Here is a 24,552-nt window from a genome sequence, read left to right on the forward strand (position 1 = left end):
AATCGTGCGATTTATCTCATTTTTAATTGCAAATACAAAAGTTCAACACGCCCTAGGATAAACTCACAAAAAACACCATCAATATCGGCGAGATAAGATTGGTAATAAACCCAAAACTAATCACTAACGGCACGATGGATACGCCCCCTGCCTGCGTCAGCGTCGGCAATGTAAAATCAAGGCTGGTAACTCCGCCAAGTCCTATCGCTGCCGATGGCGAATGTTTCATGATAAACGGAATAAACAATAGTGCCAAGATTTCCCTGCCCAAATCATTTAGCAATGCCACGCTACCCCACACCGCTCCATAGGCATCTGTCATGATGGTACCAGACAAAGAATACCAACCAAAACCCGATGACAATGCCAATCCCTGACTGATTGACACGCCATCAAACAGTAGTGCAAACACCACCCCAGATAGCAGGGTCGCCACCACAAAAATCACACTAATATGCAGACCTCTGCGGTTTAGTAGTGCTTGGCGTAAGCTGACCCCAGACCCCCTAAGTGAAATCCCCACCAAAAATAGCAATACCATCAGCAGTATTGTGATGGTTATCTTGGGAGGATGATATGCTGACGGCAAAAATTTCGCAAGCACAAAACCCACCGCCAAACACGTCATCTGAATAAGACTGCCGTGAATGCTGACGTGGGTTTTGGTCGCTGTGCTGTTTTTGGGACGATACGAAAAAGGCGATAATCCATCAAAGACCCACAGCAACGCCAATCCAGAGCCAATGTTTAGCACCATCAGCACCGCCAGATATAAGGCGATGTTCGTCAGCTGTGTGTGTAGGTTTTCTACCAAACCCAGCTCCAAACCAATGACCGCCAAAATCACAAACACCAAATAGCCCAAGCCACGCTCTGCAAGATGGGTGGATTTTTGGCTATTTGGCAAGAAAAATCCCACAAACATCGGCATGAGAATCAAAAACAGCGTGATAAGACCTTGCATAGACCCACCAAAATACAAAAACACCACAAACGAAATCTCTCGCTTGTCGTGTCAGCACATTAATAAAAGAGATTGCCGAGCAATAGTTCAGCAATCTTAGAAATCATCGCATATCCACTTGGGGTTGATGGCATTTTAAATATTATTCACAGCAAAAGTATCACAAGATTGGATATCCCCAGATTCAAAACCTCGATAAAACCAACGTTTGCGTTGCTCACTGGTGCCATGCGTGAAACTATCAGGTACGCTATGACCATGTGCTTTGTGTTGTAGATAGTCATCACCGATTTTTTCGGCAGCGTCCAGTGCTTCCTCAATATCTCCTGATTGCAAAAAGCCAGTACGCTCATGGTTTTTTCTTGCCCACATGCCTGCAAAGCAGTCTGCTTGCAGTTCTTGGCGTACCGATAGACGATTGGCTGAGGCTTGGTCGATACCCGCCTGAGCCTTGCGAACTTGACTTGATATGCCAAGCAAAGTCTGCACATGATGCCCCACCTCATGAGCGATGACGTACGCTTGTGCAAAGTCCCCCGCTTGCTCCCTGCTAGATAGTTGCGTGCTGTTGCCTTTTTCGCCACTGATACCCATTTGTCGCTTCATGTCCACAAAAAATTGTGTATCTAGGTAGATTTTTTGGTCAGCAGGGCAATAAAAAGGTCCGCTGGCAGAGGTTGCCGACCCACAGGCAGACTGCACCGAACGAGTAAACATGACAAGCTTAGGTGGTTGATATGTGCCGCCTAGTTTGGCAAAAATCGGCGTCCACACATCTTCGGTATCGGCAAGCACCGTTGCGACAAAATCATGACTTTCAATTTGGTCAGCCGTCTTTGTAGAAGATGTGGGCTGCTGAGTACTTTGGATTTGCTGGGTTACTCCAAGTGTCGTCTGAGGGTTGATACCAAACACCTTCCACAGCACCAACGCCAAAATAATACCACCAATGCTAATACCACCCGTTTTTTTCATGCCACCACCACGGCGGTCCTCTACATTGGTACTTTGTCTACGACCACGCCATTGCATAATTACCTCACACTAAAATTAACAAATCCAAAACCAAAGACCATCACGCACCATAGCCTACCGCTGGCAAAATATAAGCCAAAATAGCTATTTTTTATAAAAATGACAAAAAACCAGTCAGCACTCACCAAAAGTTATGTATAATGATAAGCCAAACCAACATCACACACCCATACGGAGCTAATATGGATTCACTGCTACCTTTTGAGACCGTCATTCACAATCCAAAAAACAAGCCCATTACCCACGCCGTCATTTGGCTGCATGGCTTGGGGGCAAATGGACATGATTTTGTACCCATTGTACCAGAGTTAGGTCTATCTGACGAGCTTGCGGTGCGGTTTATTTTTCCACACGCTCCGTCCATTGCTGTTACTGTCAATGGAGGCTATGTCATGCCTGCATGGTATGACATCTTGGAGATGAACCTCGACCGCAAAGTAGACATCGACCAAATCCACGCATCAAGCGAACGCATTAATGACTTAATTGATGACCAAATCGCACAAGGCATTCCCAGCCAAAACATCATCATCGCAGGGTTTTCACAAGGTGGTGCTATCGCTTATCACAATGCCCTAACCAACACTCGTCCGCTGGCAGGGCTGTTGGCACTCTCCACCTATCTTGCCACCGCACAAGAGATTACCCAAATCCCCACCAATCACGCCATCTCCATCAATATCAATCATGGCAATTTTGATGACGTCGTACCGTCCATCTTGGGCATGCAAGCCAAAGAAAAACTCATCAGCTTGGGGTTAACCCCAGAATTTCACACGTATGACATGGCTCATCAAGTATGTATCCAGCAGATTAAAGACATCGGTGGGTGGATAAATAATCTATTTAACAAAAACTAACCACCAACAATATCAAGTGGCGTATCATCACACGCTACTTGATAGATGGTATTTGCTCCCCGAAAAATATAGACCACGTAGGGACTATCCAAAAGCGGATTGATGTGATGGCTTGCACTCTTGACCTTAGCCAGCACCATCAGGCCATCTTGACGAGATAACACATGTTCTATGTCTGACTTATCCAGCGACAGAGCATTGACCCCAAAATACTCCCACGCCTTATCCACACTTATCTCATCGAGCATTTCAGGTGCGTCCCATGTCGTGCTTGCCGTGCTCGGCTCTTTCATTTGCATGACAAAACGACCATCTTGCTGGCTAATCTTAATTTGAGCAAGTGCTGTTTTATCAATGGTATAACACCCTTCAAAATGAGCCGTATCCCCCACATTGGCCTCATCAACATTTGTATTGGTAGCACGACTACACGCACCAACAACAAGACACAATATTGATACCGACAAAAGGGCAGATATTTTTATAAATGACAGCTGTTTTAATGACATAAATTTCTCAATACAGATGGCAGGTATGACAATCTAGGCATTATTCTGAGCGACTAGACAAACGATGATAACCAACGCTCTCCCCCACATCTCCCACAAAACCAAGCTGTCGCCATACCTCATATAGGCAAATTGCTACACTGTTTGACAGGTTTAGACTGCGAGAATCAAAAAGCATGGGAAGTCTTAGCCAGTTATCCGCTCCAATATCATCACGCACATCGCTAGGCAAACCGTCCGTCTCCGAGCCAAACACCAGTGCCACCGAGCCGTCTACTGCATTAAAATCATAATCATAAAACGGCTTGCTAAATTTGGTGGTCATCGCCACGATGGTCTTCACCCCCTGCACAGCCAAGTACGCACGGCACGCCTGCCAATTTTCATGAACCTGCATGTCAGCGTATTCATGATAATCCAGTCCTGCACGTTTTAATTTTTTGTCGTCCAAATCAAACGCCAGTGGCTTAACAAGATGTAACTTCGCCCCAGTATTGGCACATAGACGAATGGCATTGCCAGTATTGTTGGGAATTTTTGGGGTATATAGAACGATGTGGATTTGCTTCATGGGTCTAAAATCTAATTATAAAAACGCACGCACCAGATGATTCACATAACGAAACCCCATCTTAGTCGGTGCCAAAATATCAGGGCGAAATACCATAAACCCTTGATGTTGTAGAGGAAGTAGCTCATTATCGATGGTACTAACAAGCAATCCTGTCCGCTCCTCAAAAGTGGTCGTGCTTACCCCATCTGCCAGACGTAGTGCATTCATCATGAATTCAAACGGCAAATCCTCTTCGGCAATCCGATGAAATTGTACCATCTTTGGTGTTTTGTCATAAGATAAATAATCTTTGGGGAGGCGTGACTTGGCATAACGATACACCCCATCAGCATGCTCATCGTGATTGAGCAGTGTGATTTTGCCATGTCCGCCCGCACCGATTGCCAAATAGTCGCCAAACTGCCAATAATTCATGTTATGGCGACATGGCTTATCATCTGCTCCCACCCATGCCGACACTTCATAATTGGTAAAGCCTGCCTGTATCAAGCATTCACGCCCCACATGTTCGATTTTTTCAAGTTCATCTTCGCTGGGTAAATCAGGCGGACTGCGATAAAATGCCGTATTTGGCTCGATGGTTAGCTGATACCACGAAATATGACTAGCCCCCAAAGACAATGCCGTCTCAATATCACGTCTTGCCATCTGATGGGTCTGCATGGGTAGTCCATGCATTAGGTCGACATTGATACGCTCAAACCCAGCACTTTTGGCATGACAAATAGCATTCATTGCCTCATCAGTACCATGCACCCTACCAAGTCGTGATAGTGCTTGATTGTCAAATGACTGCACACCCAGCGATAAACGGTTGATACCAAGCGATAAATATTCATCAAAGGGGGCATGTTCTAGCGTACCAGGATTGGCCTCTATGGTAATCTCAATATCAGAAACAAACTCAAAAATATCACGCAGTCCTGCAAACAGCACACGATACTCATGCACAGGCAGTAGTGATGGCGTTCCCCCACCGATAAAAATACTTTGAATAGCCCTGCCTTGCACAAAACCCACCTGAGACTTAGCATCAGCAAGTAGTGCCTTTACATACTCGGCAAAGGGGACGTGAGTAGGCAGGGTATGTGAATTAAAATCACAGTAATCGCATTTTTTGACACACCACGGAATATGAACATACAACGACAACGGTATGTTTTTGGGGTCAAGCACTAAATTATGTTCATTCATTGGGCGATGTGCTATTTTCGTCAAATTGTACTAGGTCAAACTTCACACCCAAGTGCTTTTCAATCAAGGGTAGATTAAAGGCATCGTCCTCACCCACTAAGCTGATAGACACGCCAGTTTGCCCTGCCCTACCTGTTCGACCAATGCGATGAACATAATCATCTGGAATCTCTGGCAAGGTGTAATTAATGACATGCGAAACATCATCGACATGTATGCCACGCCCTGCCACATCTGTCGCCACAAGGATATTTACCTCGCCCGCCTTAAAGCGTTTTAGGTAACGCTCTCTTTTGGCTTGTGCCACATCGCCTGATAACATGGTCAGCTCAAAATGCTTATGCAGATTATCATACAAGCGTCTTACTTGGTCTTTGCGATTGGCAAAAATGATGACTTTTTTAACGTCCTTATCCCCCAAAATTTGCTTAATGGCAGTTAATTTTTGGCGATTGGTCAGTAAGTAGAATTTTTGTGTGATGTTTTGGTTGGTGCGAGTTTCTGGGGCGATTTCCACAAAAGTCGGTTGATATAGCCAACGATACGCCAAATTCATCACATCGGCATTAAATGTCGCCGAAAATAGCAGACTTTGACGATGAGTGTTGGGTGGCATTTTGCGAATTAGGCGTTTGACATCAGGAATAAAGCCCATATCAAGCATTCTGTCAGCCTCATCAAGCACCAACACTTCCACCCTATCTAAAAATAGCACGCCTTTTTGCACCCAATCAATGATCCGACCAGGTGTACCAATTAAAATATCAAGCGGACGACGAGTAAGTTCACGTTCTTGCTTGTCATAGTCTGCACCGCCTGTCATGCAGATGGCATGCAAATCACTAAACCGAATCAACTCTCGACAATCACTGTGAATCTGCTGTGCCAGCTCTCGTGTCGGTGCCAAAATCAACGCTCGTGGCTCGCCCAAATACCGCACCTCATCATGTGCAAAAGGGTAACTTAAAAGACGCTCAATGATGGTAATTAAAAAGGTTGCCGTCTTTCCTGTGCCTGTTTGTGCCTGTCCGATGGCATCTTGACCTGCCAGCGTATGTGGCAAAATCTGTGCCTGAATGGGGGTCAGCTCTCCGAACCCCAGTGCCAAAACAGCTTTTTGAACAGAGGTTGATAATGGCAAGTCGTCAAATTTGGTAAATTGCTGAGTCAAGGGATAATCCTATGAGTGTTAGATATCAAATTGAGCAAGAAATATTAGTCAGTTATCCAAATCATTAAAGCACGACAAAAAGGAAGCATTGACCGCTTGACTGATAAAGCTCTCTTTATCTTCTCGGTCGTCATAGACAGGCATTTTGTAGATGACGCTTAGTCCATTATTCCAAGTCTCATCAATAAACGCCACCAAATCTTGATCCTTAAAATTTTTTTCGATTTTTTTGAGTTCTTTGGCAAGATTTTTTTTGGCCTTTTCTTTGTCCACGCCATTTTGACGGTCAATCGCCATCTCATACACGCCACTACTGGCAAGCATGCAGATACCTGCGATTTCTTCTTGTCTAATTTCTTCATCAGCTGATAGCACCAATGCCGAATGTGCCACACCTGATATGCCTAGCACAGCAAGCAGGACAAATGTTTTTTGACGTAGTTTATGCATAATCATTCCAAAATAAAATATATCATATCTATGTTGCCTTGTGCTGGTTTGTGTTGCCAAGACCATTTTAAATGCGTAAGTCTTTTGGTGCAGACACATCTTTTTGTAGTGCTTTACAAATCAGAGAAAAAGCAATCGTACCCTTCTTAGGGATAGCAGGTAAATCATCACAATCAAAGAATCTAGCATGAACAAGCTCCTTTTCATCTATCATGATTTCTCCTGACTCATACTGTGCCAAAAACCCCAACATAAGATTGGTGGGATAAGGCCACGCTTGACTTTGGATATAGCGAAGACCGCCCACTCTTAGACCTGTCTCCTCCATCACTTCTCGATGTATCGCCATCTCCACACTCTCGCCCGCCTCCATAAAACCCGCAATCAGCCCATACATACCAGATGAAAGATGGCGACGATGTTTGGCGAGCAGGATTTGTGTTTTGCCTGTTTGAGGACAAAGACGAGTTATCGCAACAATCACGCAAGGCTGAATTTGTGGATAAAAACGTAATTGGCACGCAGGACAAATCATGGCATGCTCATGATGATGGACATAGGTTCTTGTCCCACATACGCCACAAAACTGATGAGTCTTTTGCCAAAGCAGAAGTTGAATGCCTGATGAAATTTCATGAGCCTCTTGCCAACTCATGGACGTAATGGCATGACGATAAGGAACAAACTCGCCCCCATCACAAATCAGCTCTCCCACCAAACGCCTATCTACCGCCCTAATGTGATGATACTCATCATCAAAATGATGAAGCCTAACTACACCCAGCTGTCCATCTAGTACCGACCAATCCAACGCACTACCATCAAAGGCATGGGGCTTACCATGAAAACAAAAAACACGCTCACCATCTAACACCCAAATCTTAGGTGTACTTGATGGTGGCGTATTTTTATGATTCAAAGCAGCGCCTTATGCAACCAGCTGATTTAAGCTGTTTTGGCTAATCAGAATGCTTTGCTCGTTACTTGGGCGATTTTCTTCAAAATTCTCAAATTCATAATCTGCCGACACCAACACATCAGCCCATGCGTTACTGATTCTGACAAGCTCACTGTCAGGCGAAGTTCTGATTTTATCAAGCAATCCATTATCCAAGCGACGTGCCAACAGATACAGCTGAGATGCCGTTGCTGATAAACGTAAGAACGCTGCCGCACCTGCCACCTGACGAATCATTTCAGCAGTATTTTGCAAGTGCAAAGCATCACGATTTTCATCCGCCAAATAATCTGTGAGTGCTAACGTCGCTGCGGTAAGATTGCTTCTGGCTTCTTTGACTAGCGTCTCATAAGAAGTATCTAGTTGGTGCAAAGAAATCTCACGGTTATGTAGTGGCAACTTAACCGCACCAGGTGTATGGCTTTTTGCTAGGAAGATGGAGGCATTTTCTGCCACCAATAGCTTATCTAGGAACATATCTAGCTCTTCAAGCGTTGGATTTTGCCAATCAGCAACTTGTGCCGAAGCCTCAGTTAAGGCTTGGCTTGCGTCAGTTAATTCCAGCAAAAACATGGTTTTAGACAGCATGTCTAATTCGGTAGAGATGTCGCCAATGCTGACTGACTCACCAATTTCGCCCACACCATTAATGGCACGCACGAACTGATCTACTTTTTGTTTGATTTCTTCTATTTGTTCTTGGATAAGCTCATTAAGTGTATCAATAATCTCACGGTTTGGACCGAATAAGAAACGTTGCATTTCGCCAAATTTAGCATCGCTGACTTTATTTAAGGCATACTTTTGATTTGCTAAGATGGCAAATTCTTTATCTTTGTTGCAAGCAAAACTTACCATTTCCGCAAAACGGCGATCCTCGATGGGTAGGTAATCAGAGAACTGCTGTTCTAGATACACCAAAATACGTTTTTTGGCGTGCGACAATGGCAGTTCACTTGCTACATTATGCGTGATGGTTTTTGCTGATTGCCAAAATAGGGTATCAGAATGTTCTGCAATCAATGCACATGCCTTTGCCATGCCATCAAGCTTTTGGCGGTCTGCCTCAGAGAGGGCATTTTCATACTCCAATATCACAGACAGACCCGCACGATACGCCTGAGTGAGAGCTCGACTGTTTAGTGATAACGAATTCAAAGAAGTATAATTTGCCTTAGGGTCAGAGATGATGACGCTATTGATGTTTTGTTTGAGGGTGGTTGCGTCCATTGCAGGCTGCCCCAAATGCTCGCCTAGTTTATTAATGATAGGCAACAGCAAGGCAGGTTCGGGTGTTTCTTTTAACAAAACAAATTCCACATAACGGTCAAGTAGCATGACCGCCTCTGAGATGTCCGTCATCAGCACTTCATTTTCGTCTTCATCGCCATCTGCATTGGCGTGAAGCGTGGTATAAGCCTTAGATAAATATTCTGCCAACAAACTGGCACCATTAAAAGAGATAAGCTTAAAGACAGCAGAGAGCTGTGTTAGGTTATTTGCCGAGTCCAAAAGCAGTGGTGCTTGGTCAGGGTCATCATAAAACTCACGCAAATGCACCTCGGCATCTTTTAGCACCGAATTGATTTCATTGTGCAAAATATGAAGTGATGACAAGTCAAAATTGGTTGCAGTTTTAGCTGATTGAGTCATAAAAGCCCTACTCATTTTATAAGTCTATTAGTAGCCGTACATTTAATCATGTTTAGCAAAAATTAGCAAGTAGATTATGAAAATACCCACCAAATATCTGATAAACCATCAAAATTTTACCATCATAATAAAAATTGCCGCATCGTGATTTGGTGCATTATGCCAGCGTGTTTTTGGTCACACCAAATCACCTCAAACAAACACTTACCCAAGCACCTGTTTACGCCATTCTTCATCGGCAGACCAGTTGTCTTTTGAGCAAATGATTTGTCCTGCCAAAGCACGCAAATCCTCAAACACAATCTCTCCTGCCCCCTCATCGCTGACGATTTGCTCCTCCTCCATATCCATCGCCACCTGACCGCTGGTCATGGCAAGATAGACCTCCAAGAGAATTTGAGAGTCCTTTAAAGCTCCATGATACGAACGGTCAATCTCTTGTCCGACATCTAGACGCTTAGAGAGAGCATCAAGTGTGTTTTTTTGCCCTGGATACATTTTTCGAGCAATCATCAATGAGTCAGTAACTTGCACCACATCGGCAAAGTCTCCCAAACCCACTTTATTAAATTCACTACTCAAAAATTTCATATCAAAAGGAGCATTATGAGCGATAATCTCCGCCCCTTTCATGAACTCATACACATAGGGGGCGACATCGGCAAATCTGGGCTTATCCACCAAAAATTCGTTATGAATGCCGTGAACGCTGATGACATCATCGTCCATGACCTTATCGGGATTGAGATAAACGTGCAACTGAACGCCTGTCGGTTTACGCTTTACCATCTCCACAATACCAATCTCCACCACTCTATCGCCAGTATTTGGGTCAAAACCTGTGGTTTCGGTATCCATGATAAGCTGACGCTCTGGCTGATTTTGATTAACAGGGTCAGGCAACACCGCCCAAAACGGTTCACGAATCTCATCGGTTCGTCCATCATAATCAGGGTTTTGATGGTCATGACGAACAAGCTTAGTAGATGACGATGATTTTTTCTTTTTGGGGGCAGGAACGGTAGCATCGACATTATCTTGCAAATACACTTGATTCACATCATGCTCATCAAAAACTTCGGTATCATCAGCCATGTTCGCCATCTCATAATAATAATCATCTAAGTCATTCATCGTTTCTGTGGCATTATCCATCGTATCATTTGATGTAAAGTTGGCAAGATTTGGGTCAACAGGGGCATCAAGAGGGGATTTGGATATAAACGCCTCCCCAGACTCTCCCACCCCTAAATTCGCCAATGCGTCTGCTCGCTCATTGCCAGCATGTCCAGCATGACCCTTTACCCATTGCCAATCGATTTGACGAGATTGCACCAGCTCATCTAGGCGAATCCATAAATCCTGATTTAGCACAGGCTTACCGTCGGATTTTTTCCAGCCTCTTTTTTTCCAGCCCGCCAGCCACTCACTAACCCCTCGTTGGACATAAGCAGAATCCGTCCAAATCTGTATAGAGACATCAGGTGGCGTACGCTCCAAAGCAGTGATGGCAGCCATCAATTCCATGCGGTTATTGGTAGTATCAGGGTCTCCACCCCATACTTCTAGCACATCGCCATTGGGGTAGATGACATGCACCCCAAAGCCACCTGCACTAACCTCTGATTGACCATTTCCCTTGCACGCCCCATCGGTATAGGCGATAATATTGTTTGTCATATTACTCTTTGATTTGATATAAATTTCTTAAAAACCACGCCAACGCCATGTCGTAGCCCATATCCCCAAGCCCACAAATCACACCCACTGCCTTATCAGAAAAGTAAGAATGCGAGCGAAAAGGTTCACGAGCATGGACATTTGATAAATGAACCTCAATAAAAGGCTTATCTGTTGCCGATAAAGCGTCACGAATCGCCACCGAAGTATGAGTAAAAGCCGCAGGATTAATGATAACCCCATCGAATTTTTTATCATCATCAGCAAGCACTCCAAGCTCACCAATAATATCCACAATCTGCCCTTCGTGATTGGATTGGATACTAATCAACTCCACCCCATGCAGATGAGCGGTATCCGATAAACGACGAACTATATCTTCAAGCGTGGTCGTGCCATAAATATGAGGCTCACGCTTACCCAAAAGATGTAAATTCGCTCCATTAATAAGCAATAATTTGCGATTTAATGTACTTTGATGTGTCATGAGATAGATCCATCATTAAAACTTCTATTATAACAAAATTAAGGGGCTATTTGATGATTTTTTGTATTCGTGTCAGTTTTAATTTGGTCTTGCATGGGTATTTTAGAACATTTGTATTCTTTCTAAATGATATGCTAACGATTTAAAATGCCAGCACGCCCTTATCATCTTTTAGTCACCGCTTACACCCCAAAACAACCCAACAAACAACATGGGCGATTACATTCGTTTACACATGTTAAAAAACATGTTATACTGCACGGTAAGCCTGATGAATTTTCATCAGCTTGCTTGTTGTTAATCTATGCGTTGCACGATGGTGCAATGTCAGCTTTAAAGGATATGTTATGTCTGTTCGTGAACAAGGTCAGGTTAAATGGTTCAATAACGCCAAAGGCTTTGGGTTTATCCAACGTGCCAGTGGCGAGGACGTGTTTGTGCATTTTCGTTCCATCATTGGTGATGGCTATCGCTCACTAAGAGATGGCGAGATGGTGGAATTTGTCGTTACCCAAAGCGATAAGGGATTGCAAGCAGAAGAGGTTAAGAGATTGGTGTAATCTCTTGATTTGACATTAAAATAACTCATTTTAAAATGGGTTATTTTTTTGACCAGTTTATGTCAAACATCATCTTTATTAATTTACAATAACCACACTTAAATAAGTTTTTTAATGACTAAAATAGGAAAATCACATGAAAAAACGCTACGTATTGTTATTATTACCCCTATTAACTGCTTGTCATCAAGAAAATCAATCTGTTTTGGAAGAGACGCAAATAAAACAAAAACCCATTTCCACAAAAATAGACGTGGTAGCACTTGATGAAAAACTCTCGCCAACACATAAAGAATTGAGCGTTGCAGAAATTAAATTTCACACCCATGCTTATACCTATCAAATGCCTGATGAGTTAAATGACTATTGCCATGCTCAAAATCCATCATCTGATGATGGCACCCACCAAATGATGGATTTTTGTGCCAAGATTGGCATTGAGCTAACCCAAGTTGAACCCAAATGGATAGAGCAGATTATTAATAAAACCATCACAAATGATGATAGCCATAAACTCATTAAATTCAAACAAACCCTTGATAATGCTATCATCAAATACACCCAAACCAAAACCAAACCCCAAATCAAACATTGGGATATATCTCCAAAAATGCTACCTAGCTTTAATCAAGTGGCACAGGTTGTTATTGATTCTGCCTACGATACTCATGCCGTGCGTATTAGACCACATCGTCAGTATTTGATTTTTGACATGGATTTACAAAGTCAAATTTCTTTATATGACATTATTATCATTAATAAAGAAAACGAATTTTATGAATTGGCTCATCGTCATTTTAAAAAATACCTCAAAGAAACTCTTAACCTAAAATCCCAAAAAGAAATCAAGAAATACGAACAAGATTGGCAATTTTTCTTATCCAAAAATTTTTATTTAAGTGATAAAGGGTTGGTGCTTACTTATCAGCCTAATGAACTTGCAAAGGTCGAGCAAGGTTTTGTTGAACTGACCCTGCCATTTGATGATGAACTTCATGCCCTCATCAAGCCTCAATATCTGCCAACATCAACCCCCAAACAACCCAAAACTTAACGCAGTCTAATTTAGCTGGCTTGGCTTTGTAAAGTTATGTAATTAATGACTTATCTGTCTTGACAGTGTGATATAATGCATACAGTAGAATATTAGGTTGTTTTTCGGAGATTTTATGAAAAAACTCGCTCTTATTGCCTTAGTGGCATGTGGTACTGCTCACGCCGCCACTTATGAGATTGATCCTTATCATGCCAATGCACGTTTTGCCATTGACCATTTTAACACCAGCACCAACGTGGGTGGCTTTTATAATTTGACAGGTCAAGTCAGCTTTGATAAAGACAGCTACACAGGCAGTCTTGATGTTACCATTCCCATCACAAGCCTACAAACAGGCTCTGAGCATTTTACTGACCACCTAAAATCAGCCGACCTATTCCACGCCGAAAAATACCCAAACATGAGCTTTAAGTCCACCAAGTTTCATGTCATCGGCAAGGGTAAAATGCGTAAACTCATCGCAGTAGAAGGCAACCTAACCCTACTTGGACAGACCCACCCTGTCCGCCTAAAAGCCAACAAATTCAACTGCTATGACAGCCCAATGCTAAAAACAGAAGTCTGCGGTGGCGATTTTAGTACCACCATTGACCGCACCAAATGGGGCATGGACTATCTGGTAGATGTGGGTGTCAGCAAAAACGTACGCATTGACATTCAAATAGAAGCCGCCAAAAAAGACTGATTGCTCCGTCATATCAAATACCCCGATCACAAATGACTGGGGTATTTTGATTACACCACAAAATCTCGACCCAAATACACCGTTTGCACCAGCTCATTTTGCAAAATATCCTGTGGCGAACCCTGAGCAATGATAGTACCCTCCGAAACAATGTACGCTTTTTCACAAATAGAGAGGGTTTCACGCACATTGTGGTCTGTGATAAGCACACCAATACCACGCATCTTCAAAGCGGTAATCACGTCTTTGATATCCCCTACCGAAATGGGGTCAACCCCTGCAAAAGGCTCATCAAGCAAGATGAATTTTGGGTTACTGGCTAAGGCTCGTGCAATCTCACAACGACGACGTTCGCCGCCTGAGACACTCATACCCAAAGAATGACGGACATGCTCCAAATGAAACTCACCCATGAGTTTTTCTAATTCGGCAAGCTGTTCGGTTTTGGTTAGGTCCTTTCGAGTTTGTAGAATAGCTAGGATATTTTGTTCGATGGTTAATTTGCGAAAAATAGAAGCTTCTTGGGGCAAATATCCAATGCCTGCTTTGGCTCTCTCATGCATGGCTTTTTTGGATAAATCCACATCGCCGAGCATGACCTGACCTTTATCCATGGCGACCAACCCCACCACCATATAAAAGCTGGTGGTTTTGCCAGCACCATTTGGACCAAGAATACCCACCACTTGCCCTTCATGAATTTCAAAAGAGACATCTTTAACCACCCAACGCTGTCCATAGCGTTTACCCAAATGACTCATTGATAATACCGTCATGGACGAATCCCTGTTTGGCTGTTTGAGTCGCTGGGTGGGAACACCAACTCGACACGCTGACCTCCACCAGCACTCGCCTCAACATCGCCCAATTTTAGGCTGTAGCGAATGGTGTTGCCCGCAAAACTTGCCCCTGCTTGTGTGAGTTTAGCATTACCCGTTAGCGTAATAATCCCTGTTACAGCATTATAATCAATCTTATTTGCTTGACCCTTTGCCAGCCCCTTTTCTTGGGTTACAATCTGTTGCATGGTGGCAGGGCGACCTGTGGCAAGTGCCGTACGAATACTGCGTTTTTCATCAAGATTTAGCGTGATGTTATCAGCCGTGATTTTCAGCGTGCCTTGCTCAATGATGACATTACCAGAATACGTGGTAACACCTGTACGCTCACTATATGTTGCTTTATCAGCAAGCAAGCGAATGGGTTGCGAGGCATCTGATAGCAGGGCGTGTGCAGGCAACGCCACAGCACCTACCGCCACGCACACACAAGATACAAAGACATGAGAGATTTTCATAAAATTATCCGTGATTGAATTTTAAATTTATTAGCCACGCACCAAACCACTCTGACAAACCCCAATGGTTGGGCGGTGTTTTATTGTGGTCATCAGGCAGTTTTACTTTAAAACCCCGACAAATAAAAAGCTAATTAAAACAGTGGTTTATCTTGACGTACTGGCGGAGCAAACTGCACTTGAACACGATGAAATTCATACTCGCCCGTCTGCAAATCCGCCACAAATCCCTGTGCCACAAAACTATCCTCGCCCTGCACAACGACAACTGATTCTGGGCTGCGTAGCTGACGAGTTTTGGTGTTTCCTGTCAGTAGTTTGCCTTGAATGAGCATGTCAGGCTTGCTCTCATCGCCCTTTCTTGTCAAGCTAAAACCCTCTTTTAGTACCAAATCCCCAGATTGCTCCGCCAGCTGTGCCAAAGATGAGCTTAGATGATAAGTCTCGCCATTAGGTGGTGTCCACTCCATCTTGATGTTAGTCATCTCATCTACACCCAGCTCATTTTTGGTCAGTCCGTCCGCCGTCAGCATGTATTCAACCTCCCCTGTGTCAGGATTGGTCTGTACCGCCCTAATGTCTTTTACTTCATAAGAAGCCGTAGGAGCAGTTGGTATGGCAGGTTCAATCTTGACATTTTCTTTATAAAAAAACCATACACCAACCATGAGCATCATCACGCCCAATACGCTTAAAACTTTTGTATTCATAAAGTCATTATCTTATGAAAATTGTGCGATGAACTTTTCATAACCACCTTTGCTTTTCAATAAAAGCTCGCAAACCTCACGCACCGCACCATGACCACCATATCTTGTGGTAATTATGTCCGCTACATTTTGTGTTTCGACACAGCCATTTGGCACACACACGCCCACACCAGCCTCACGCACCGCTTTTAAATCAGGCAAATCATCGCCCATGTACATACACTCATCAAGAGTCAAGTTGAGCTCATTTGCCAAATCGGACAATGCTGTCAATTTATCGTCTCGACCTTGAACCACATACTCAACCCCAAGCTCTTTGGCACGTCTCTGTACCATCGGAGAGCTTCTGCCTGTAATGATTGCCAAAGACACACCCAAAATCTCCTTGACCGCCTTTAAGCCCACACCATCTTGCACATAAAACGCCTTAACCTCCACGCCATCAGAACCGTAGATGATTTGTCCATCGGATAAGATACCATCAACGTCCATCACAAAGAGTTTAATGCCTTGTAGTTTTTGGGTTAAATTCATCGCCATCTCCTACTTTACCCCTGCTTTTAGTACATCATGAATGCTGATAATCCCTGCTAACTTATTACAATCATCTAGCACCAACAGCTGACTAATGGACTTTTCATTCATAAGCGTCAAAGCATCAGAAGCCCGCATATCAGCGGTGGTGTGCTTAGGACTTTTGGTCATCAACTCACTCATTTGGATGGTTAGTTTTACTTCATCTGCCAGCTTACGGCGTAAATCCCCATCGGTAAAAATCCCCACCACTTTATCCTTGCCATCAACCACCACCGCAAGACCCAACCGCCCACCTGTCATGACTAGCAGGGCATCATTTAGGCTGGTATCCACCCTAACTATCGGCAGATTTTCGGTGTGCATGACATCTTTGACGCGTGTCAATAACTTACGCCCTAACGCTCCTGCTGGGTGAGATAAAGCAAAATCATTACTACTAAATCCCCGTGCATGCACCAACGCCACCGCCAATGCATCTCCTAATGCTAATGTCGCTGTCGTGCTCGATGTGGGTGCAAGCCCCAAAGGACAAGCCTCCTCAAAATTACCCAACGTCAAGGCGATGTCAGCGGATTTTGGCAAAAATCCTCGTCTGTCACGACTAATACTGATGAGCGGAATGCCAAGCTGTTTTACCACAGGGATAAGCATGCGAATCTCATCAGACTCCCCAGAGTTTGAGATGGCAATCAAGACATCGCCCGATACCAGCATACCCAAATCGCCATGCCCTGCCTCGCCGGGGTGCATAAAAAACGATGGCGTACCCGTACTGGCAAAAGTCGCCGAAATCTTACGACCGATGTGTCCGCTTTTACCCATGCCTGTAACCACCACACGCCCCTGACACGCCAAAATGGTGCGACACGCTTGCGTAAATCTCTCATCAATCTCACACTTTAATAATTCCAATGCTTCTTGTTCGGTGCAAACGGCTTCTAACCCCATCGCAATAAAATCAATATCAGCATTGGGGGTTTTTGAGACATGGTATGGCATGGTCAAATCACATCAATCACAAATTAAATTGTTATCATATCATATTTGGCGGATTTTTACTTTGATTTTTGTGAAAAACACACCCTTGGATAATCCCAAAAGAATATAATCAAAGCACCGATTAAAAAAGCATGCCTTGTGGCATGCCTTGATTAATTAAAATATTCTGTTTAGACCATTTAACGCCGCCACACGATACGCCTCTGCCATCGTAGGATAGTTAAAAGTGGTATTCACAAAATATTCAAGTGTATGACCGCACTTCATGACCGCTTGACCGATGTGGATAATCTCTGAGGCGTGGTTGCCATAACAGTGAATACCCAAAATTTCCAAAGTTTCACGATGAAATAGGATTTTTAGAACACCCGAACGCTCGCCAATGATTTGTGAACGTGCCAAATGCTTAAAGAATGCCTGACCCACTTCATAAGGAATTTTATCTCTGGTCAAGTCCTCTTCGGTTGCCCCAATACTTGAAATCTCAGGAATGGTATAAATCCCTGTGGGTACGCTACTGACAAATTCAGCGTGTTTATCCCCCACCATAAATCCTGCGGCGTTTCGCCCCTGATCATAGGCGGCTGACGCCAAAGATGGCCAACCAATCACATCGCCCACCGCATAAATATGCTCGGCTTTTGTGCGGTAAGTCTTATCCACCTCAAGCTGTCCACGACTGGTCGCTGTCAAGCCCACCGCTTCTAGATTTAGACCATCTGTGTTGCCCGAACGACCATTGCACCATAAAATCGCATCGGATTTGATTTTTTTACCACTCTTTAAGTGTAAAATCACACAATCGTCAAATGTTTCTAAACGTTCAATTTCTTCGTTATTGCGAATACGCACGCCAAATTGACGAAAGTCATGGGAGAGTGCATCTGAAATTTCATTATCCAGATAGCTTAAAAGCTGGTCTTTGCCGTTGATTAAATCCACCACATAGCCAAGCCCTGCAAAGATGGAGGCGTATTCACAACCAATCACGCCTGCCCCATAAATGATGATTTTTCGAGCCACATAATCCATTTGCAAAATTTTATCCGAGTCAAAGACACGAGGGTGGTCAAAATCCAAAGAATCTGGACGATAAGGGCGTGAACCCACCGCAATCACAGCCTTTTCAAAGGTAACGGTTTTTGCGCCTTCGCCATGCACTTGCTCGACTTCTAGCGTGTTTTTATCAACAAAACGTCCCCAGCCTTGAATAATTTCCACACGGTTACGCTCATAAAATAGCTTATGGGTGTTTACTTGACTGGTAATCACACGTCTGGCTTTACTTAGCACTTTATTTAGAGGAACTTGAAAATTATCCGTAAATGAGCTAAATAGTGGGTCTCGACGCATGGCAATGATGTTAAATACCGATTGACGCAGTGCCTTACTAGGGATGGTACCCACATGGGCACAGTTGCCCCCCACTTGGTCTCTGGGGTCAATCACCGCCACTTTTAGACCTGATTTGGCAAGTTTCATGGCGGCCGCTTCGCCAGCAGGACCAGCACCGAGTACTACCGCATCATACTCAAAACCGTGTCTTGATTTGCGTTTTAGGGAATTGATGGCAATACGCTGACCATCTAGTGGACTGATGAGCAAATGGCTTGTATCATGCTCATCGTGGTGAGGCTTCACAGCTTCTTTTGTGGCACTTGGTGCATCTGCCGCAACCTCAGGTGCTTTTTGGGCGGGTTTTTCGGTGGTTTTAGTCATTTCAATTTTACCTTATTATCAATAAATAGGACATCCTATTTTTGCTGTACTAATATCTCTTCTAATTGCCAAAATCCTGTGGGAGTATTTGTATTTCGGTCGATTTGTTGGCGAACTTTAATTTGGTAAGATACACCAACTTTTGCTTCAAAGCCTAGGATATCGTTATAGCCAATCCCAAAAATTTCATCATCAGCTCCCCCTGCTTTTTTGACAAGCAGACACTGCATCGGACTTGCTGAATTGCAAGCACCACGATAAGGCAACACTTCCAATATCTCGCTTGGCTGTAATGCCACATCAGGAATATAACGTGGCTGTGGCTTAGGAGGCGTACTTTGACAAGCTACAAGACCCATCGCCAACACCACAGGCAATATTCTTAAAATTTTCATACTCTCTCACAATTTAACTAACCAATCCGCCGTGCCAGCCCTGTAATCTGCAAAATACGAGTGGCAATTTCCTCAATACTCATCTCAGAGACGTTAAGGTTGGGGATTTTTTGGGCGGTATAAATGGCTTGAATGGCTCGCTGTTCTTCTTGACATTGAGCGAGCGAAGCATAGCGACTGCCCGCTTTTCTTTCTTGGCGAATGCGTACCAATCGTTCGGTATCGATGGTAAGCCCAAACAACTTATGACGATACGGTTGTAATGCCTTCGGAAGGTTGCTACTATCCAAGTCATCTTCGGTCAATGGATAATTCGCCGCTCGAATGCCAAATTGCAATGCCAAATACAGACTGGTTGGCGTCTTGCCAGAGCGAGACAACCCCACCAAGATGATGTCCGCCCCATCGTAATGCGTGGTTCTCGCCCCATCGTCATTATCTAAGGCAAAATGCACCGCATCAATACGAGCCTTATAATCATCACTATCCACACGCCCATGTGCCATGCCCGCATGAGGATTTGGCTCTTCGCCGATTTCGCCTGCAATGCGTGCGATTAACCCTTCATAGATATCCAGATTGGTTGCGTCCGCTTCATTGATGATATTGCGAATCTCATCACTAACGATGGTATCAAAAACTAGTGGCTTTAAACCTGATGCCTGATGTGCTTCATTGATGCGTTTAACCGCCTCACGTGCCAGCTCATCGGTATCAACATAAGGAATGATTTTAATATCAAATTTGACATTGCCAAACTGACTAAGCAACGAGCGTCCCAGTGTCTCAGCGGTAATGGCGGTACCATCAGAGATAAAAAACGCACTGCGAAGCATGGTAGAATTACCCTGCAAGGTAGAATGTACTTGCTCGGTGGGCGATGGATTGTGAACGTACATGACTATCCCTTATCGTTTTCATCATCACATAAATTCCTTGCAGTATAGCACAAAAATAGCGAACTTTGTAGGTAAATTTGTATGCCTATCAAACCCATAATCAGCTTGCAATTTGCATAAAATTTGTTAAAATTTAGCGTTTTATAAACATTGTCTAATCACCAAAAAGCTAGGAAGCCACATGTTTTCTTTTTTATCCGTAGAGTTTGCTTTATTTTTCTTTGTATTCTTTTTGGTGTATTGGTCATTTAGAAAAAGACCTGACATTCAAAACATCATTTTGTTATTTGCAAGTTATTTTATCATTTATTTGATGGCAGGAATTGTTGCCATATCCGTATTATCACTATTTAGTGTACTCATTTTTATCATTGCCAAATTTATCATCACATCAAATTACAAAAAATCATGGTTAATCACTGGTATTATCATTACACTTGCTAATTTATCCGTCTTTAAGTATTACGACTTTTTTAGAAACAATATCAGCCATGTCATGCAATCACTTAGCATGGATGAAAGTGGTTTATTGGCAAATATTATTTTTCCATTAGGGATTTCTTATTATTCATTTCAAGCCATTAGCTATTTGGTAACATTGTACCAATACAACAAAAAACCAATCTTGGAATATGATGAGATTCCTCAATTATCATTTTGGCAAACCCTGACTTATTTTTCATTTTTTGCCACCATCTCATCAGGACCCATCAGTCGAGTAAACCCAACAAAAGGATTACATGACATCGAAGGCAATAAATATGGCATGTACGAACAATTAAATACACCCTACCAACGTGATTTATTATACCCCAAAATTGCTTTTGCACTCATTTTAGTTGCTCTTGCCAAAAAATGGTGGCTTTCAGGCTACTTGGCGGATAATTGGGTTAATCCTGTTTTTGCCAATCCCACAGGGTTTCACAGTCTAGAAATTTTGGCGGCGATTTATGGTTATACTTTGCAGTTGTTTTTGGATTTTTCTGGATATAGCGAAATGATGGTGGCATTTGGGCTATTGCTTGGATTTCGATTGCCAATGAATTTTAATGCCCCTTTATTGGCACATAATATCAGGAATTTTTGGGATAGATGGCATATTAGCTTATCTACATGGATACGAGATTATATTTATATTCCATTAGGTGGAAGCAGAAAGGGCTTTCTTATCACGCAACTAAACCTCATTATTGCGATGGTGATATCAGGTATTTGGCATGGCTCAACATTAAATTTCTTCTTTTGGGGTCTTTTGCATGCCATTGCCATCGCCCTTCTAAATACAGGGGATTTAATCTGCCAAAAAATAAAGCATTCCACAGAGAGAAATTTCTTGACTAATACTGGAAAAACTGGGAAAACAATAGGCGTGATTGCAACCATACACTTTGTAGTATTTGCTTTTGTATTTTTTAGGGCGACCACTCTCAATGAAGCCATATTAATCTTTAATGCTTTGATATTTAACCACACCAATGTTTTATGGACAAATAACCCTTTGTATTTACTAGCGATATTAGGATTATCTTGGCTGCTTTATCCCATATTTTATCGACGCAGAATGCACATCGCTCAGACAATCAATCAAATGCCATCTCTTTGGTTTTATGCGGTATGTTTTTTATTATTTATGACAGTGGTTATTTTAGCACCATCTGGCATACCCGGATTTATTTATGCTAATTTTTAAAGGAATTTGTCATGCAAACCCACAATGAACATAAAAAAAATGATGCCAGTTATGACGACGATAATGAAAACGAAATGGATTATGATGACTTTAAATCATCATTGATGAGTGCGGTATTATTTTTACTACTATCCATCACAGCAGGTGTTTGGATAATGCAAAAATCTATCAATAACTATTATTTACAAACTTATCATACGCCCAGTCCTTTGAGTAAAATAAACCACTCATGGTGGCAAATGGGCGAAAGAATTGGCGATGGCTTATATCGTTATCATGATAATGCTGTCAATTACATTGAACAATTTAACCAAAACATCATTAACAATTTTAATGATAATTATGCTTATACATCAGTATATAAAGCACAGTTATTGGAAAATGAAATAAAAGAAAAAATACGCCTCCAAAAAGAAAAAGAACTTCTTGACCAAAAAATCCTTGCTGACCAAAAACAATCGGAATTGACCCAATCTTTAACCATCAACAAAACCCAAAAAGTATTTTTTGCAGGGGATTCTCTTATGCAAGGAATTGCCCCACACATGCAAAAATATTTACAAGGCTTGGGAATAGATTCCATCAACCTTAGTAAGCAAAGCACAGGATTATCCTATCCAAAGTTTTTTGATTGGAACAACACCATTAAAAAAACCTTAGAATCTGATGAAAATATCAAAGTATTAATTATTATGCTCGGAGCAAACGACCCATGGGACATGCCAGCCAAAAATGGCAAATACCTAAAATTTGAAAGCGATGAATGGATAGCTGAATATCAAATGCGTATGAGAGACATCATTGAGTTCTCCAAAAATCGTCATGTTGGAATTATCTGGATTACCCCACCAAACATGAAAAAAGACAAATTAAACCACCAAATGATTCATCTCAATGACGTGATGGTTTCAGAGTTAAATAAACACAATATCCAAATTATTGATTCACGTCCAATTATGGGTGGCAGCAACAATCATTACAATGATTATCTTGAAAAAGATGGTAAAAAGATTAAAGTGCGTAGTGCCGATGGCATTCATTTTTCGCCTGAGGGACAACGCATTCTTGCCAAAGAAGTACAGTCTTACTTAATCATTAATTAATTAATTCAAAAGAGGCAAATCATGACATTATTTAATAAAACTTCCTCCAGCATACTGTTTTTGTCCTGTCTAAGCACCTTTGCTCATGCCAACCTTACCAACTTTGGCGACCCAAATACACACACGCTCACACAAGCCATGACCAACCATTCGGTGCATGTCGTACAACTAGGCGACAGCCACACCGCAGGCGACACCATGACGGACGCACTACGAGATAGATTGCAAGGCGTGATGGGCGATGGCGGCATGGGCTGGGCGATGCCAATGTATTTTAGCGGTCAGCGAATGGCAAGATTTAGCTATGACAATGTGGATTTTTCCCCCATTTCTAGTCGCACCAACCAAAGTATCAGCTACACACTAGGAGGACTTGTCGCCACACCCCAAACAAATGGAGCAAGCCTCACCCTAAAACCCAAAAAAGGCAATGAACCCACCCAAAAAATTTGGGTAAGTATCCGCCAAAGCCCCAATGATGGTCGTTTCACAGGGGTGGACGCACGAGGCCATCAATTTATCCTAGAAGCCCCCCACAAAAACAACAGCTGGCAAATGGTTGTTGTAGATGCCATGCCTCCTTTTACCATTTATAGCGAAAATGCCACAAATTCCGCCATCGGTGGCTGGTGGGCGTTCAATCCAAGCGGACGTGGTGCAGTCGTATCAGCATTAGGCATTAACGGAGCAGAATTATCACATTGGAGTCGCTGGAATACAAATGCATGGAAAAACGAACTTGCCATCATCAGCCCCAATCTCATTATCCTCGCCTACGGCACAAACGAAGCATACAATAATGTATCCGTCGACATCGTACGCACAACACTTACCGAAAAAGTTCGTCAAGTCCGCACCGCAAGCCCACGTTCAGCCATCATGATTTTGGGTGCTCCTGAATCCCTAAAAAGCACCAATGGCGGTTGTGGTACACGCCCTACTCATCTATCTGAAATACAAATCGCCCAACAACAAGTCGCCCAAAACGAACGTACCCTATACTGGGATTGGCAATCTGCTATGGGTGGATCATGCACCATGAAATCCTGGATAAATCAAGGACTTGCCAATAAAGACGGCGTACATTTCTCCAAATCTGGCTACCAAAGATTGGGATATCAACTTGCCAATGATTTGCTCTCTTTACAAACACAAAACGCCCCCATCACGTACAATATCGGACAAACCCAAAGCACGTCCACTTCTCATGCTAACGCTAATGGGCAAGGCAGGGGTTTTATCCGCATTGAAAGAGCGAAATAACCTCACAACAGCGGTTTATATTTTTGAGTATTGCAAAATGGGTGTATTTATTTAAAAAATATACCCATTTTTTTATAAAATAAAATTGAGTATTGGTAAATTA

At 42.9% G+C, this 24,552-nt stretch carries 26 protein-coding genes; 7 read left to right on the forward strand and 19 right to left on the reverse strand.

Going from position 1 to position 24,552, the window contains the following annotated elements; all coding sequences use genetic code 11:
• Nucleotides 1-52 precede the first annotated feature (52 nt).
• Nucleotides 53-964 (reverse strand): lysine exporter LysO family protein, encoded by a 912-nt coding sequence (locus tag Q4B79_RS05285; protein WP_303085388.1) that lies wholly within the window; start codon nt 962-964, stop codon nt 53-55.
• A gap of 135 nt (nt 965-1,099) precedes the next feature.
• Nucleotides 1,100-1,996 carry a neutral zinc metallopeptidase gene (locus Q4B79_RS05290; RefSeq protein WP_303085389.1) on the reverse strand — a complete coding sequence of 299 codons (897 nt, stop codon included), beginning with the start codon at nt 1,994-1,996 and terminating at the stop codon, nt 1,100-1,102.
• Nucleotides 1,997-2,181: 185 nt separating this feature from the next.
• Between Q4B79_RS05290 and Q4B79_RS05295 the strand changes: the two genes are divergently transcribed.
• The gene (locus tag Q4B79_RS05295) at nt 2,182-2,859 is read left to right on the forward strand and encodes an alpha/beta hydrolase (RefSeq protein WP_303085390.1); all 678 of its coding nucleotides are present in this window, start codon (nt 2,182-2,184) and stop codon (nt 2,857-2,859) included.
• Here the strand turns inward: Q4B79_RS05295 and Q4B79_RS05300 are convergent.
• The 9 genes from Q4B79_RS05300 to aroQ all read right to left on the reverse strand — a co-directional run bounded on the left by Q4B79_RS05300 (nt 2,856) and on the right by aroQ (nt 11,535).
• Nucleotides 2,856-3,368 (reverse strand): hypothetical protein, encoded by a 513-nt coding sequence (locus tag Q4B79_RS05300; RefSeq protein WP_303085391.1) that lies wholly within the window; start codon nt 3,366-3,368, stop codon nt 2,856-2,858. The two genes, Q4B79_RS05295 and Q4B79_RS05300, sit on opposite strands and share 4 nt — an antisense overlap.
• Before the next feature lie 40 nt (nt 3,369-3,408).
• Complete coding sequence (locus tag Q4B79_RS05305; RefSeq protein ID WP_303085392.1) at nt 3,409-3,939, reverse strand: tRNA (cytidine(34)-2'-O)-methyltransferase; 531 nt, start codon at nt 3,937-3,939, stop codon at nt 3,409-3,411.
• 15 nt (nt 3,940-3,954) lie between these two features.
• Complete coding sequence (gene hemW / locus Q4B79_RS05310) at nt 3,955-5,136, reverse strand: radical SAM family heme chaperone HemW (RefSeq protein ID WP_303085393.1); 1,182 nt, start codon at nt 5,134-5,136, stop codon at nt 3,955-3,957.
• The gene (locus Q4B79_RS05315) at nt 5,129-6,307 is read right to left on the reverse strand and encodes a DEAD/DEAH box helicase (protein ID WP_303085394.1); all 1,179 of its coding nucleotides are present in this window, start codon (nt 6,305-6,307) and stop codon (nt 5,129-5,131) included. Before Q4B79_RS05315 ends, hemW begins: the two co-directional genes overlap by 8 nt.
• A gap of 48 nt (nt 6,308-6,355) precedes the next feature.
• Nucleotides 6,356-6,757 carry a hypothetical protein gene (locus Q4B79_RS05320; RefSeq protein WP_303085395.1) on the reverse strand — a complete coding sequence of 134 codons (402 nt, stop codon included), beginning with the start codon at nt 6,755-6,757 and terminating at the stop codon, nt 6,356-6,358.
• A 67-nt stretch (nt 6,758-6,824) separates the two neighbouring features.
• Entirely contained in the window at nt 6,825-7,676 is an 852-nt protein-coding gene (gene nudC, locus Q4B79_RS05325; RefSeq protein WP_303085396.1) for an NAD(+) diphosphatase, read from the reverse strand.
• A gap of 9 nt (nt 7,677-7,685) precedes the next feature.
• Nucleotides 7,686-9,368, reverse strand: coding sequence for a hypothetical protein (locus Q4B79_RS05330; protein ID WP_303085397.1), 1,683 nt, complete (start codon nt 9,366-9,368; stop codon nt 7,686-7,688).
• A gap of 204 nt (nt 9,369-9,572) precedes the next feature.
• Nucleotides 9,573-11,048, reverse strand: a complete 1,476-nt coding sequence (gene dnaQ, locus Q4B79_RS05335; RefSeq protein WP_303085398.1) for a DNA polymerase III subunit epsilon — start codon at nt 11,046-11,048, stop codon at nt 9,573-9,575.
• 1 nt (nt 11,049) lies between these two features.
• Complete coding sequence (aroQ, locus tag Q4B79_RS05340) at nt 11,050-11,535, reverse strand: type II 3-dehydroquinate dehydratase (protein ID WP_303085399.1); 486 nt, start codon at nt 11,533-11,535, stop codon at nt 11,050-11,052.
• A 347-nt stretch (nt 11,536-11,882) separates the two neighbouring features.
• On the opposite strand from aroQ, the gene Q4B79_RS05345 reads away from it, so the two are divergent.
• The 3 genes from Q4B79_RS05345 to Q4B79_RS05355 all read left to right on the forward strand — a co-directional run bounded on the left by Q4B79_RS05345 (nt 11,883) and on the right by Q4B79_RS05355 (nt 13,837).
• A complete protein-coding gene (locus tag Q4B79_RS05345) occupies nt 11,883-12,095 on the forward strand; it encodes a cold-shock protein (RefSeq protein ID WP_303085400.1) in 213 nt (70 codons plus the stop codon).
• 136 nt (nt 12,096-12,231) lie between these two features.
• Nucleotides 12,232-13,149 carry an RsiV family protein gene (locus Q4B79_RS05350; protein ID WP_303085401.1) on the forward strand — a complete coding sequence of 306 codons (918 nt, stop codon included), beginning with the start codon at nt 12,232-12,234 and terminating at the stop codon, nt 13,147-13,149.
• A gap of 115 nt (nt 13,150-13,264) precedes the next feature.
• Nucleotides 13,265-13,837, forward strand: a complete 573-nt coding sequence (locus Q4B79_RS05355; protein ID WP_303085402.1) for a YceI family protein — start codon at nt 13,265-13,267, stop codon at nt 13,835-13,837.
• Between the two features lie 50 nt (nt 13,838-13,887).
• Here Q4B79_RS05355 and lptB read toward each other — a convergent pair whose 3' ends face one another.
• From lptB to Q4B79_RS05395, 8 genes are all read right to left on the reverse strand, one after another.
• Nucleotides 13,888-14,613, reverse strand: coding sequence for an LPS export ABC transporter ATP-binding protein (gene lptB, locus Q4B79_RS05360; protein WP_303085403.1), 726 nt, complete (start codon nt 14,611-14,613; stop codon nt 13,888-13,890).
• Nucleotides 14,610-15,149 carry a lipopolysaccharide transport periplasmic protein LptA gene (lptA, locus tag Q4B79_RS05365; RefSeq protein WP_303085432.1) on the reverse strand — a complete coding sequence of 180 codons (540 nt, stop codon included), beginning with the start codon at nt 15,147-15,149 and terminating at the stop codon, nt 14,610-14,612. The genes lptB and lptA overlap by 4 nt, the downstream gene beginning before the upstream one ends.
• 119 nt (nt 15,150-15,268) lie before the next feature.
• Entirely contained in the window at nt 15,269-15,844 is a 576-nt protein-coding gene (gene lptC / locus Q4B79_RS05370; protein WP_303085404.1) for an LPS export ABC transporter periplasmic protein LptC, read from the reverse strand.
• A 12-nt stretch (nt 15,845-15,856) separates the two neighbouring features.
• A complete protein-coding gene (locus Q4B79_RS05375; protein WP_303085405.1) occupies nt 15,857-16,378 on the reverse strand; it encodes an HAD family hydrolase in 522 nt (173 codons plus the stop codon).
• 9 nt (nt 16,379-16,387) lie between these two features.
• Complete coding sequence (locus tag Q4B79_RS05380; protein WP_303085406.1) at nt 16,388-17,380, reverse strand: SIS domain-containing protein; 993 nt, start codon at nt 17,378-17,380, stop codon at nt 16,388-16,390.
• Between the two features lie 156 nt (nt 17,381-17,536).
• Nucleotides 17,537-19,099 (reverse strand): Si-specific NAD(P)(+) transhydrogenase, encoded by a 1,563-nt coding sequence (gene sthA, locus Q4B79_RS05385; RefSeq protein ID WP_303085407.1) that lies wholly within the window; start codon nt 19,097-19,099, stop codon nt 17,537-17,539.
• 35 nt (nt 19,100-19,134) lie between these two features.
• On the reverse strand, nt 19,135-19,494 hold the full coding sequence (locus Q4B79_RS05390; protein WP_303085408.1) for a DUF4377 domain-containing protein: 360 nt from the start codon (nt 19,492-19,494) through the stop codon (nt 19,135-19,137).
• Between the two features lie 17 nt (nt 19,495-19,511).
• Entirely contained in the window at nt 19,512-20,348 is an 837-nt protein-coding gene (locus Q4B79_RS05395; RefSeq protein ID WP_303085433.1) for a pyruvate, water dikinase regulatory protein, read from the reverse strand.
• 226 nt (nt 20,349-20,574) lie between these two features.
• On the opposite strand from Q4B79_RS05395, the gene Q4B79_RS05400 reads away from it, so the two are divergent.
• The 3 genes from Q4B79_RS05400 to Q4B79_RS05410 are packed head-to-tail and all read left to right on the forward strand — an operon-like array spanning nt 20,575 to nt 24,449.
• Entirely contained in the window at nt 20,575-22,083 is a 1,509-nt protein-coding gene (locus Q4B79_RS05400) for an MBOAT family protein (protein WP_303085409.1), read from the forward strand.
• 11 nt (nt 22,084-22,094) lie between these two features.
• The gene (locus tag Q4B79_RS05405) at nt 22,095-23,186 is read left to right on the forward strand and encodes a DUF459 domain-containing protein (RefSeq protein WP_303085410.1); all 1,092 of its coding nucleotides are present in this window, start codon (nt 22,095-22,097) and stop codon (nt 23,184-23,186) included.
• 21 nt (nt 23,187-23,207) lie between these two features.
• On the forward strand, nt 23,208-24,449 hold the full coding sequence (locus Q4B79_RS05410) for a GDSL-type esterase/lipase family protein (RefSeq protein WP_303085411.1): 1,242 nt from the start codon (nt 23,208-23,210) through the stop codon (nt 24,447-24,449).
• Nucleotides 24,450-24,552: the final 103 nt, after the last annotated feature.

The organism is Moraxella sp. (assembly GCF_030525845.1).
Taxonomy (GTDB): Bacteria; Pseudomonadota; Gammaproteobacteria; order Pseudomonadales; family Moraxellaceae; genus Moraxella.